General features: G+C 72.3%; 11 protein-coding genes and 1 pseudogene. 4 read left to right on the forward strand and 8 right to left on the reverse strand.

Annotated features, from left to right (window positions below; all coding sequences use genetic code 11):
• Position 1: 1 nt before the first annotated feature.
• On the reverse strand, positions 2 to 1,474 hold the full coding sequence (locus tag OG627_RS32435) for a hypothetical protein (protein WP_443073581.1): 1,473 nt from the start codon (positions 1,472 to 1,474) through the stop codon (positions 2 to 4).
• Between the two features lie 113 nt (positions 1,475 to 1,587).
• Here OG627_RS32435 and OG627_RS32440 point away from each other — a divergent pair, with 113 nt between their 5' ends.
• Entirely contained in the window at positions 1,588 to 2,826 is a 1,239-nt protein-coding gene (locus tag OG627_RS32440; RefSeq protein WP_329071259.1) for a molybdopterin-dependent oxidoreductase, read from the forward strand.
• A gap of 313 nt (positions 2,827 to 3,139) precedes the next feature.
• On the opposite strand, the gene OG627_RS32445 is transcribed toward OG627_RS32440, so the two are convergent.
• Genes OG627_RS32445 through OG627_RS32455 form a run of 3 tightly spaced genes read right to left on the reverse strand, consistent with a single transcriptional unit; the run spans position 3,140 to position 5,192 of the window.
• Positions 3,140 to 3,880: a class I SAM-dependent methyltransferase gene (locus OG627_RS32445; protein WP_329071261.1), complete on the reverse strand. Its 741-nt coding sequence runs from the start codon at positions 3,878 to 3,880 to the stop codon at positions 3,140 to 3,142.
• Positions 3,877 to 4,497 carry a TIGR04282 family arsenosugar biosynthesis glycosyltransferase gene (locus OG627_RS32450; protein ID WP_329071262.1) on the reverse strand — a complete coding sequence of 207 codons (621 nt, stop codon included), beginning with the start codon at positions 4,495 to 4,497 and terminating at the stop codon, positions 3,877 to 3,879. The genes OG627_RS32445 and OG627_RS32450 overlap by 4 nt, the downstream gene beginning before the upstream one ends.
• Positions 4,494 to 5,192 (reverse strand): glycosyltransferase family 2 protein, encoded by a 699-nt coding sequence (locus OG627_RS32455; protein ID WP_329071264.1) that lies wholly within the window; start codon positions 5,190 to 5,192, stop codon positions 4,494 to 4,496. Before OG627_RS32455 ends, OG627_RS32450 begins: the two co-directional genes overlap by 4 nt.
• 123 nt (positions 5,193 to 5,315) lie before the next feature.
• On the opposite strand from OG627_RS32455, the gene OG627_RS32460 reads away from it, so the two are divergent.
• Both OG627_RS32460 and OG627_RS32465 read left to right on the forward strand, forming a co-directional pair.
• Positions 5,316 to 6,173, forward strand: coding sequence for a response regulator transcription factor (locus tag OG627_RS32460; protein WP_329071267.1), 858 nt, complete (start codon positions 5,316 to 5,318; stop codon positions 6,171 to 6,173).
• A 1-nt stretch (position 6,174) separates the two neighbouring features.
• A complete protein-coding gene (locus OG627_RS32465) occupies positions 6,175 to 7,287 on the forward strand; it encodes a sensor histidine kinase (protein ID WP_329071269.1) in 1,113 nt (370 codons plus the stop codon).
• A gap of 37 nt (positions 7,288 to 7,324) precedes the next feature.
• Here the strand turns inward: OG627_RS32465 and OG627_RS32470 are convergent, their stop codons facing one another.
• The 4 genes and pseudogenes from OG627_RS32470 to OG627_RS32485 form a co-directional block, all read right to left on the reverse strand.
• Entirely contained in the window at positions 7,325 to 8,326 is a 1,002-nt protein-coding gene (locus OG627_RS32470) for an NAD-dependent epimerase/dehydratase family protein (RefSeq protein WP_329071271.1), read from the reverse strand.
• A gap of 144 nt (positions 8,327 to 8,470) precedes the next feature.
• A pseudogene (locus OG627_RS32475) lies at positions 8,471 to 8,608 on the reverse strand (thiol reductase thioredoxin); the annotation flags it as partial.
• 162 nt (positions 8,609 to 8,770) lie between these two features.
• Positions 8,771 to 10,372 (reverse strand): MFS transporter, encoded by a 1,602-nt coding sequence (locus tag OG627_RS32480; protein ID WP_329071273.1) that lies wholly within the window; start codon positions 10,370 to 10,372, stop codon positions 8,771 to 8,773.
• A gap of 134 nt (positions 10,373 to 10,506) precedes the next feature.
• Entirely contained in the window at positions 10,507 to 11,520 is a 1,014-nt protein-coding gene (locus OG627_RS32485; RefSeq protein ID WP_329071275.1) for an NAD(P)/FAD-dependent oxidoreductase, read from the reverse strand.
• Positions 11,521 to 11,612: 92 nt separating this feature from the next.
• Here OG627_RS32485 and OG627_RS32490 point away from each other — a divergent pair, with 92 nt between their 5' ends.
• Positions 11,613 to 12,218, forward strand: coding sequence for an XRE family transcriptional regulator (locus tag OG627_RS32490; RefSeq protein WP_329071278.1), 606 nt, complete (start codon positions 11,613 to 11,615; stop codon positions 12,216 to 12,218).
• The last annotated feature ends 105 nt before the right edge of the window (positions 12,219 to 12,323 follow it).

The following is a 12,323-nucleotide window of genomic DNA, read 5'->3' on the forward strand; positions in this document are numbered from 1 at the left end:
TTTACCAACCGGTCATCAGCAGGTGGTTGAGAAGCAGCGCGAGCACCGCCTGAGCGGTGAGCCAGGCGCGGGGGCGTGGGAGGAACGCGCACGCGGGAAGCAGCCACATCGCGAACGGGAGCCAGATGCGTTCCGTCTCGGCCTTACTCATTCCGGACAGGTCGGCGATCAGCAGGGCGAGCAGGGCGGCGGCCACGAGGAGCGCGAGGCGGGTCCCCGCGTCGGCCGGGTCCAGGACTGGCCCCGCGCCGCGCCTTTCGGCCGGCTCCGCCTTCCCGCCCTCGAACTCGCCCCGGCCCCGCCCGCGCGTCAGCACCGCGCCCGTCCTCCGCAGGCCCGCCGCCGTCGCCGGGCCGGTGATGAGTACGGTGCAGGCAAGGTTGGCCCATACCCAGTAGCTGTACGGGCGGACTCCGCCAGCTCCCTGGTAGTAGCGGGTGACCAGCAGGTGGTACGCCTCCCACCAGTCGAATCCGGCGAGAGTAAAGGCGGCTGGTACGACGGCCGCCCCGGCGAGCAGCGGTATGAGCAGCACGGGGCGCCCCCGCAGCCGGTCCCTGCCGAGCCACAGGACCGCCGCGCCGATCAGCGCGAAGAGTGTGAGGCCGTAGGAGAGGTAGCAGGTCAGGCCGGACAGCAGCCCGGCCGCCCCGGCAGCAGGGAGGGAGCCCCGGGTGACCGCGAGCGCGAGCAGTGCCACCGCCCAGGCGGCCACCGCCGCGAAGTACGCGTCCGCCGAGGTGCCCATCCATACCGCGGCGGGTGCCAGGACGAGGAAGGGCGCTGCCCGTCGTGCTGAACGCTCGTCGGCCAGCGCGCGGATCGCGACCAGGACGGCCGCGCAGGCCGTCGCGCCGACGGTGATGCACCAGATGCCGGCCCAGCCACCGCCGCGCAGTCCGATCCGGTCGAGGAGGACGAAGGTGAGGGTGGCGGCCGGGGGGTGGCCGGCGACGTGGGCGGGCCAGTTGTCGGGGGACTGGATCAGGATGTGATGGGTGAAGTCGCCCAGGGCGGCCGGGATGTCGTGGAAGCGGTCGATGACCTGGAGATATTCGTTGCGGGTGGTGAGACGGGCGGCGATGCCTCGCTGCCAGCCGTCGATCAGGGCGAGGGAGAGTGTCCAGGCCGTGGACGTGCCCCAGGCCAGCGTCAGCAGGGCCCGCCAGGGGAGACGCGCGGCGAGGGCGGGGCCGTACGCGAGGGTGAGGATGGCGACGATGCCTGCCGCCGGGGTGCCGGGACCGACGTGCGGTTCCCAGGACCCCAGCACCGGCGGCCAGCCGACACGCAGTGTGTGGCGGGTTTCCTGGATGTGGCGGCCGACCAGCACGGCCGTCGTCACCAGCAGGACGGCGGCGCCGACGGCGTACAGGTCGCGGCGGAGGCCGCGGGACGGTCGGTCGGTGCGGTCGGTGCTCGGGGTATTCGGGGTGCGCGGCTCGTCGGAGCGTACGGCGCGGGTGCGGGTCACACCGGCACGGTAGGCGGGCGGACGTTCACACACCGCCGTCCCCGGACGGACGTCAGCGTTTCGTCATGAGTCGCAGGCCCTCCACCAGGGCGCTCGCGGCCTACGTTCGGACCATGCGAGACGATCCACGGCTGCCGATCTCCCCCACCGACCCCCGCTTCTGGCGCAGTCCCCTGCGTGGCCCCTGGTTCACGTCCGTGCTGGGCGTCGTCCTGCTTGTCGGGATCACGGTGCTGTTCGTGACGGGCCTGTTCTCGTACGCCGCCTACAACCCGGACCTGGCGCCGGTCAACGACAAGACCCCGGGCAAGGGGATCCTCGGCTTCTATCTCTTCGCCTGGCCCACGAACCCGCATTGGCTGTACCGGCTCAACCAGGGCGTCCATGTCACCCTGGGCGTCACCCTGATCCCTGTTCTGCTGGCCAAGCTGTGGTCGGTGGTGCCGAGGCTGTTCGCGCTGCCGCCGGTCCGCTCGCTCGCGCACGCGCTGGAGCGGCTCTCGCTGCTGCTGCTCGTCGGGGGCGGGCTGTTCGAGTTCGTGACCGGGGTGTTCAACGTCCAGCTGAACTACGTCTTCCCGGGCTCCTTCTATCCGCTGCACTTCTACGGCGCCTGGGTGTTCTTCGCGGCCTTCGCGGCCCACGCGCTGCTGAAGCTGCCCACCGCGGCGCGCAATATTCGCCAACTGCGCCAGGAGCGCAATGACTTGGTGTCCCCGTGCCCCGCAGAGCCGACCGTCTCCCGGCGCGGCGCCCTGTTGTTCGTCGGGGGCGGCTCGCTGCTGCTGTTCGCCACCACGGTGGGGCGGAGCTTCGACGGTCTGCGCCGTACCGCCCTCCTCGCGCCGCACGGCGGGGCCGAGCCCGGCGGCGGCCCGAACGGCTTCCAGATCAACAAGCGGGCCGCGTACGCCGGGATCCGCGCCGCCGAGACGGCCGAGGACGCCTGGCGGCTCGTCGTCACCGGACGGACCGGCACCGTCCGCCTCAGCCGCGCCCGACTATCCGAACTACCCCTGCACAGCGCCGCGTTGCCCATTGCCTGCGTCGAGGGCTGGTCGACGTCCGACCAGTGGTGGCGCGGGGTGCGGCTGCATGAACTCGCCGCACTCGTCGGGTACGAGGACGACCCACCGGACGTCCTCGTCGAATCCCTCCAGCGGCACGGCGCCTTCCGCAGAGCGGGCCTGCGCGCCAACCAGGTCGCCGACCCGCGCTCCCTGCTCGCCCTGTATGTCAATGGCGAAGAGCTGTCCCCCGACCACGGCTATCCCGCCCGCGTGATCGTGCCCGCCGCGCCCGGTGTGCTGAACACCAAGTGGGTGGCCCGTATGACGTTCGGAGATCTGTGATGCTTCCGCGTGTTCCGGTCGGCAGCCCGCTTCAACTGCTTCTACTCGCTTGCTCGTTCGCCCTCGCCGGGTACGCGGGGGTACGGCTGCTCGCGGACGACTGGGCCGGTGTGGCGCTGTGGATCGTGGGGGCGGCGCTGCTGCACGATCTCGTACTGCTGCCCCTGTACGCGGGGGCGGACCGGGTGGTGGTACGCGCTCTCGGCGCGGTCGGTCGCCGGGAGTGGGCGATGTACGTCCGGGTCCCGGCGGCCCTGTCCTGTCTGCTCCTGCTCGTGTGGTTCCCGCTGATCAGCGGGATGGCCGACCGGCGTTACCGGCTTGCCACCGGGCTGTCTCCGGACGGCTTCCTCGCCCGCTGGCTGCTGATCACCGCCGTCCTGTTCGGCGGCTCGGCGCTGCTGCTGGCGCTGCGGCTGCGCAAGGCGGCGAAACGCCGGTCACCGGCCGTCCAGTGACCGGCCCGCTCCCAGTCCCGCGCGTAGCGGTGCAGGGCCGGAATGCCGAGCCGTGACCAGGGGAAGGGAGCGCCGGCCGTGGCGCGCGCGTCGGTGATGTGGACGTGCACGCGTTCGTCGACGTCCACCGGCGCGGTCTCGGCGATCAGCAGCCCGCCGGGGGCGAGCAGGCCCGCGACCCGCTCCAGCAGGGCGCGCGGGTCGCCGCCGATACCGACGTTGCCGTCCATCAACAGGACGGTGCCCCAGCGGCCCTCGCCGGGCAGCGGCTCGAAGACGGAGCGGCGTAGCGCCTGGCCGCCGAGGCGGGCCGTGTGGTCGACGGCGGCCTCGCTGACGTCGATACCGAGGGCGGTCCGGCCCCGGGCGGCGAGTTCCGCCACCAGCCGTCCCGGTCCGCAGCCGACGTCCAGCACGGTGCCCTCGCACCGGTCCAGCACGTCCAGATCGACCGGGTCGGCCCGGGCGCACCAGCGTTCCACCTCAAGTGGCAGCAGCCAGCCGTCGTCCCGGCGCAGGAACAGCGGACCGCGTCCGGCGCGCAGGGCGGCGGCGTAGGAGTCGGCGCCCGCCCACGGCGGCATGGTGGTACTCATCGGCGGGCCGCCGACGGCGCGCTCCGGGCCAGCCGCGAGGCGAACCCGCTGTGCGGGGCCAGGGCGGCGACCGCGTACGCGTCGGCCGCCGTGTCGACGTCCCGCAGGCACGGCAGGTCGCGCACGCGCAGCCCGGCGGCGGCCAGCCGCCGCCGCTGCACGGCCCCCGTCACCGGCGTCGACATGGGCACGCCGAGCAACAGGGCGGGGTCGGGGCAGGACAGACCGAGCGCCCAGAAGCCACCGTCCCGCGCCGGGCCGAAGTACGCGTCGCAGTCAGCGAAGTCCACGGTGAGCAGCTCGGGCGTCACCTGCGGGGTGTCCATGCCGATGAGCAGCGCCGGGCCGTGGCAGTGCGCGAAGGCGTCCGCCAGCCGCTCGTCCAGTCCGCCCGCACACTGCGGTACGACGTCGAAGCCGGGCGGCAGCCAGCGGCCCGGGGTCCCGTCGAGGACGAGGACCCGCCGGGACGCGGGCGCCGCCGCCACGGTGCGCAGGGTGTCGGCGAGAGCGGCTTCCGCCAGCTCCGCGGCTTCCTCGGGAGCGAAGGGCGGGGTGAGTCGCGTTTTGACGCGCCCCGGCCGGGGTTCCTTGGCGATGACGAGGAGTGTGGTCACCGTGCTGTTCCTCCCGCGTGGTCGGGGCTCTCGCGCAGGACGCGGCTCATGTCCCGTACCGCTTGCCAGGTGCCGCGCCAGGTGCCCGTCACCTTCGAGGCGCCGGTGCGCGGCAGATACGGCACGTCGTGCTCGGCGATCCGCCAGTCCGCGTCGGCGGCCCGTACGACCATCTCCAGGGGATAGCCGCTGCGCCGGTCGGTGAGGCCGAGGGCGAGCAACGGCTCGCGACGGGTGGCGCGCAGGGGGCCGAGGTCGTGCAGGCGCAGCCCGGTGCGGTGGCGCAGCATACGCGCGAGCGCCAGATTGCCCGCGCGGGCGTGCGCGGGCCAGGCGCCCCGGCCGCGGGCGCGCCGTCGTCCGAGGACGAGGTCGGCAGCGCCGGAGCGGATCTCGTCGACGAAGGGCACGAGCAGCGCGGGGTCGAGGGAGGCGTCGCAGTCGCAGAAGCAGACGATGTCGGCGTCCGCGGCGCTCAGTCCGGCGTGGCAGGCGGCGCCGAAGCCCCGGCGCGGCTCGTGCACGACGGTCGCGCCGAGCGTGCGGGCGAGGTCCGCCGAGCCGTCGGTGGAGCCGTTGTCGACGACCAGGGCGCGCCAGCCGTCCGGGATCCGTGCGAGCACCCAGGGCAGCGCCTCGGCCTCGTTCAGGCAGGGCAGGACGACATCGACTTTTCGTGGAGGTGGGAGGGTCACGGCTTCACCCTACGAGTGCTAATCGGGCAATTCGGGCATGCGGTCCTTACGAAACATGGACGTCGGCGGCGGGAGGGCCTCGGGGGAGGGTGCCTGGGGACGGCGGGATGCCAGGCTGGAGGCATGCAGCAGCCGTATGAGCCCCCGGGGGCACAAGCAGGGAGCCGGCCGGCGAGGGTCCTGGTCGTCGATGACGATCCGACCGTCTCCGAGGTCGTCGCCGGATATCTGGACCGCGCCGGCTACCTCGTGGACCGGGCGGATGACGGGCCGTCGGCCCTCGTCCACGCCGACGCGCACCGTCCGGATCTGGTCGTGCTGGACCTGATGCTGCCGGGCATGGACGGTCTGGAGGTCTGCCGCAGACTGCGTGGCCGGGGCCCGGTGCCGGTCATCATGCTCACCGCCCGCGGCGACGAGGACGACCGCATCCTCGGCCTGGAGGTCGGCGCCGACGACTACGTCACCAAGCCCTTCAGCCCCCGCGAGCTGGTCCTGCGCGTGGAGTCGGTACTGCGCCGCTCCCGCCCCGCCACGGGAACGCGTCCGCTCGGCGCGGCCGGGCTCGCCGTCGATCCCGGAGCCCGCCGTGCCACCAAGAACGGCGACGAACTTCCCCTCACGCTGAGGGAGTTCGACCTGCTCTCGTTCTTCCTGCGCCATCCTGGGCGGGCATACGGCCGGGAGGCCCTGATGCGCGAGGTGTGGGGCTGGGACTTCGGCGACCTGTCGACCGTCACGGTCCATGTCCGTCGGCTGCGCGGCAAGGTCGAGGACGATCCTGCCCGCCCCCGTCTGATCCAGACGGTGTGGGGGGTGGGCTATCGCTTTGAACCGGAAGGTGCCCCGAGGGAGGCTCCGGGGCACGAACCGGGAGACGGACCTGGGAACGGACCAGGGCCGGGAGACGGGCCGGAAGCCGAACCGGGGCCGGGAGTCGACGGGCCGGGGCGGGCACCGGTTCACGGGCAGGTGGGCTGACGTGCGCGACACCCTCCTCATCGCCCTCTACGCCTTCCTGGGCGCGGCCGTGACGGGCCTTGCCGGAGCGGTCGTGCTGCGGCTGATTCGCCGCCGGTCGCTCACCGCCTCGCTCGCCGTCGTGGCGGCGGTGGGGGTGCTGGCCATGCTCGCCGGCACGCTGGCCGTGGCGTGGGCGATGTTCCTCTCGCCCCACGACCTGTCGGTGGTGACGACCGTCGTCGCCATGGCCGCCGTCGTTTCGCTGGTCACCGCTCTGCTGCTGGGCCGCTGGGTGGTCGCCCGCAGCCGTGAACTGGCCGTCGCGGCGCGCTCGTTCGGCGACGGCCAGTTCGCGGCCCCGGAGATCCCGGCCACCGCGGAACTGGCAGAGGTCAGCCGCGAGCTGGCGGCCACCAGCGCCCGGCTCGCCGAGTCCCGTGAGCGGGAGCGGGCGTTGGAGACCTCCCGGCGGGAACTCGTGGCCTGGATCTCGCACGATCTGCGCACCCCGCTGGCCGGTCTGCGCGCCATGTCGGAGGCCCTGGAGGACGGCGTCGCCGCCGACCCCGACCGCTATCTCAAGCAGATCCGTACCGAGGTCGAACGGCTCAACGCCATGGTCGGCGACCTCTTCGAACTCTCCCGCATCCACGCCGGCACGCTCCCGCTGACCCCCTCCCGTATGTCGTTGTACGACCTGGTCGGCGACGCGCTGGCGGGAGCCGACCCGCTCGCGCGGGTGCACGGGGTCAAGTTGGTGGGCGGGCTGGTCGAGCCCGTGCCGGTGGAGGTGGACGGCAAGGAGATGAGCCGCGTGCTCGGCAATCTCCTGATCAACGCCATCCGGCGTACTCCGGCGGACGGCACCGTCGCGATCGCGGCCGAACGTGCGGCCGGTGGCGACGTGGTGCTGTCCGTGACGGACGGCTGTGGCGGCATCCCGGAGGAGGAACTGCCGCGCGTCTTCGACACCGGCTGGCGCGGCACCGACGCCCGCACCCCCCCGGCGGGCGCGGGTCTGGGCCTTGCCATCGTGCGAGGAATCGTGGAGGCGCACCGGGGGAGGGCGACCGTACACAACATCCCCGGTGGCTGCCGCTTCGAAGTCACCCTGCCCGCGGTACCCGCCTGAACACACGTCCGGTGGCCCAGGCGCGCGCCGGACCGGCTCACCCGTCCCGCAGCCCCGCCCTCGCGAACTCCCGCATTCCCTCACCGAAGCCGGTCTCCGGCTTCCAGCCCAGAGCGGCCCGCAGACGCGAGGAGTCGGCGGTGATGTGCCGGACATCGCCCAGCCGGTACTCGCCAGTGACGACGGGCTCGGCTCCGCCGTACGCGACGGCCAGGGACCGGGCCATCTCGCCGACGGTGTGCGGATCCCCGCTGCCGGTGTTGTACGCGGTCAGCGTCCCCGGTGCGGAAGACGCCTCCAGGGCGGCGGTGTTGGCGGCCGCGACGTCCCGCACGTGTACGAAGTCCCGCCGCTGGCACCCGTCCTCGAAGACGCGGGGAGCCTCGCCCCTGGCCAGCGCGGAGCGGAAGAAGGAGGCCACGCCCGCGTACGGGGTGTCCCGGGGCATCCGGGGCCCGTACACGTTGTGGTAGCGCAGCGACACCGCCGACCCGCCCGTGCTACGGGCCCACGCGGCGGCCAGGTGCTCCTGGGCGAGCTTGGTGGCGGCGTACACGTTGCGCGGATCGGCGGGGGCGTCCTCGTCGACCAGGCCGGGGAGAAGGCTTTCCGCGCACAGGGGGCACCGCGGCTCGAACCGCCCCCCGTCCAAGTCCTCGGGCGCGCGCGGTCCTGGCCGCACCACGCCGTGCCGGGCGCACTCGTATCGTCCCTCGCCGTACACCACCATCGATCCGGCCAGGACGAGATGGCGGACACCGGCCTCCGCCATGGCGGCGAGCAGCACGGCGGTGCCGAGGTCATTGTGGGAGACGTACTCCGCCGCGTCGGCGACCCCGTCGCCGAGGCCGACCATCGCCGCCTGATGACACACCGCGTCGGCCCCCGCGAGCGCCCGGGCGACCGCGGCGGGGTCACGGACGTCGGCGCCGGGATCCTCCCGGACGTCGTACACGAGCGGATCGTGCCCGCGCTCCCGCAGGGCGTCGACGACATGGGACCCGATGAACCCGGCACCGCCGGTGACCAGTACACGCATAAGGCCACGCTAGGACCGGGGGCCCGCGGGAACCCGCGCTCCGCCGTGGGCGTCACGACTCCGTAAGACACGCAGCCCGAACGACGACCGGCCCGGGGTGTCTCGGTGTGGTCGGTCTCAGCCGAAGTGGGGGACTTTCGCCGACTACTCGCTCTCCTGTGCTGCGGCGAGGGAGGCGCGGACCTCGTTCATGTCGAGAGTGCGGGCCTGGTTGAGGAGGTCGTCGAGGGCGGCCTCCGGCAGGGCGCCAGGCTGGCGGAAGACGGCGACGTTCTCACGCAGTTTTCTGAAGTCAGCTCGACGGTGCTCATCAGGGTTTCCCATCTTTCGGTCTGTGCGGGAGATCTGCTGCACGCGGCGTGATCGCCGGTCCAGGCGTCAGGCACCGCGATCCCGCGGTGCCTGACGGACGGTCTGTGCGCTGGTGGTCCAGCCCTTACACGGTTATCGGACGGAGACCGCCGGGACGGGTTCTGCCTCGTCCGACGGGGCTGTGGGGGCGGCGTTCTTCGGGCCGCGCAGGGCGACGTGGAGGAACAGGACGGCCATCACGGCGGTGCCCGCCCACATGGCCTGCTGCCATCCATCGACGAAGGACTGCTGGGCTGCGTGGATCAGGTCCTGTGCGTGACCGCCGGACTTGGGGGCCACCTCGATGGCGTTGGCGATGCCTTCGCGCGCGGTGTCCGCGGCGCCCGCGGGGATGCCGTCGAGCTTGTCGTCGATTGCGCCGCGGTACCCGTTGGCCAGGAGCGCGCCGAGCATGGCGACCCCGAGTGCGGTGCCGAACTCGCGGGTGACGTCGTTGAGGGCGGAGGCCACGCCCTGCTTGGCGCGGGGCAGGGAGCTGGTGATGGCCTCGGTCGAGGGCGTCATCGACAGACCCATGCCGATGCCCATGGCGAGCATGCCGGCGAGGATGGACAGGTAGCCGCCGTCGACGGAGACGAACAGTGCCATGAGTGCCAGGCCGAGGGTGGCCAGAGCGACGCCCACGGTCATGGTCGAGCGGGCACCGATCTTGGCGGCCGTCTTGGGGGCCAGGCCGGACGCCATCATCATCATGACGGCCATGGGCATCATCGCCACGGTGGACAGCAGGCCCGACCAGCCCAGGACGGCCTGAAAGAACGGGAAGAGCACGACGGCGATACCCGCCTGGACGCCGAAGACGACCAGCAGTGTGATCGAGCCGCTGGCCAGGCCGCGCTCACGGAACAGGCGCACATCCAGCAGGGAGGCATCGCGACGGCGCAGTTCCCAGGCCACGAAGCCGATGGCGGCGACGACGCCGACGATCAGGCTCATCAAAGTGACCGGCGCGGTCCAGCCGCGCTCAGGGCCTTCCTGCAGGACGAAGATGAGACCGATCACGGCGATGGTGGAGACCAGCGCGCCCATGGTGTCGAAGGAATGCGTCGAGGGTTCCCGGGAGTTGGGGACCGACTTCAGTGTCATGGCCAGGGTCACGATGACCAGCACCACGGGCAGGACGAACAGCCAGCGCCAGTCGGCGACGTCGACGAGGAGCGCGGAGAGGAACATGCCCAGGATGCCGCCGCCTCCGGCGACACCCGTCCACACACCGATCGCCTTGCCCCGCCGCTCCTCGGGGAAGGTCGAGGTGATGACCGCGAGCGTGATCGGCATGATCATCGCTGCGCTGATACCGGCGGCCACGCGCGCGGCGATCATCACTCCTGCCGACGGGGCCAGCCCCGCGACGACGCTGGCGGCGCCGAAGACGGTCAGTCCGGTGATCAGCATCGGCTTGCGGCCCAGGCGGTCACCGATCGCGCCGAGCGGCAGCAGCAGCGCGGCCAGAGCAAGGGTGTAGATGTTGATGATCCACAGAACGGTGTTCTGCGAGGCGTCGAACTCCACGGCCATGTGGGTCTGGGCGACGTTCAGCCCGGACACCGATGCGATGACGGCCATCAGCGCGATCGACACGGCGATCAGGATCGTACGCAGCTGACGCGCATCCGGTGCGCCCCCGCCGCCTACTGGCGCGGCCGTCGCCTGGGGAGGCTGATTGATACTCATGATTTCCTCTCGAAAAGGGCATGCGGATTCAGCGCCGGAGCAGGGCCGGTCGCCAACAGTGGTGAGGCCGGGGCGCCGCTCACCGCGCGGGCCGCTGATGCGCGGTCGTGCGGTTCAGCCGCGGGAGCCGGTTGTCAGGCGGGGGCGTTCTCGCCCTGTGCCGCGGCGAGGGCCGCGTCGGTGTCGGCGGTTGCCAGCAGGGCGTTGATGTGGGCGGCGGCCAGGGCGCCGGCCGCGGCGGACGCGCCGACCTGCGCGGAGAGGTCCGTGGCGTTTCCGGCCACCCACACGCCCGGGACGTCGGTGGATCCGGCCATGGCGGAGGCGTAGCGGCGGCCCATGCCGTCGGGCAGGTCCTCCATCGGCAGCATCAGGCCGTCCAGGCCCTTGGTGCGGGCCTGCGTCCGCGTGGCCACCGCGATCACGTGCCGCTCCACGACGGTGCCGTCCGCCAGGCGTACCCCGGCGAGGGTGCCGTCCACGTCGTTGACGACTTCCCGCACTTCAGTCTCGATGACGCGGATATCGCGGGCGGCGAACCGGGCGCGGGTGTCCGCGTCGAGCTCGGTGCCGTGGGTGAAGTAGACCAGGTCATCGGTCAGTTGACGGAACAGCAGCGCGTGGTGGAGGGAGGCGGGACCGGTGGCGAGGATGCCGACGGGCTCGTCGCGGACCTCCCAGCCGTGGCAGTAGGGGCAGTGCACCACGCTGCGGCCCCAGTGCGCGGCCAGGCCCGGCACCTCGGGCAGTACGTCGCTCAGTCCGGTGGCCACCAGCACCCTGCGTGCGGTGAGGGTGCGGCCGTCGGCCAGGGTGACGGTGAACCGCAGATCACCGTCGGCCGAGGGGGCCGCGGGCTCGGTGGAGGCCACCTCGCCGAAGACGATCCGGCCGCCGTACCGGCGTACCTGCCGGCGTCCTCGCTCAAGGATCTCGAGCGGCGGGGTGCCGTCCAGGACGATGAAGCCGTGCATCGCCGCAGCGGGCGCGTTGCGCGGGGTGCCGCTGTCGATCACGACGACCGAACGGCGCGAGCGGGCGAGCATCAGCGCGCCGTTGAGGCCCGCGACACCGCCGCCGATCACCACCACGTCCACGGTCTCGGCCGGCGGGCTGTCGCTCTCGGAGCGGGAAGTCCGCGCAGACATGTCGCGCCCTTTCGTCCTACGTGGCCCACCGTGCTGGACCATCTGCAATCGACGTTAAACGCGTATTGCATCAAGGGCATACCATGTTGCCCATGACGCAAGAGGATGGGCAGCTGGACAGCCTCGTACGCAAACGGATCCGCGCACTGCGGGTCGCACAGGGCTGGTCCCTGGAAGAACTGGCCACCCGCGCCAACCTCAGCCAGTCCTCGCTGAGCCGCATCGAGAACGGTCAGCGCCGGCTCGCCCTGGACCAGCTCGTCACCCTCGCCCGCGCCCTGGACACCACCCTGGACCAGCTCGTGGAGAACGCCGCCGCCGACGTCGTCATCAGCCCGATGATCGATGGCGCCCACGGCCTGATGCGCTGGCCCGTAAAGGGTGACCCAGGGATGAGCGTCGTGCGTCAGCGGATGACCGAACCGCCGCCCGACAATCCCGCCCGCATGCGCGCCCATCCCGGCCGCGAATGGCTGGTGGTCCTGTCCGGCACCGCCATCCTCCTGCTCGGCCACCGACGCTTCCGCATCGAGACCAACCAGGCCGCCGAATTCCCCACCATGATGCCGCACGCCATCGGCTCCGAGGGCGGCCCGTGCGAGATCATGGGCATCTTCGACCGCGACGCCCGCCGCGGCCACCAACGCGACGCGGGCGAGAGTGGCGACCGCGAAGGCGTACAGGGCCCCCGCGAGTAGCAGCCCCGCCGGCGCGGGGTGTGCCGCGCGAGGGGGGCGATCTTGCGTGACGGGCAGCATGACGCGTCATCTCCTTGCGTAATCCGCAAGCAGTCACGCGGTATG

Origin of the sequence: Streptomyces sp. NBC_01429 (assembly GCF_036231945.1) — a bacterium.
Taxonomy (GTDB): domain Bacteria; phylum Actinomycetota; class Actinomycetes; order Streptomycetales; family Streptomycetaceae; genus Streptomyces.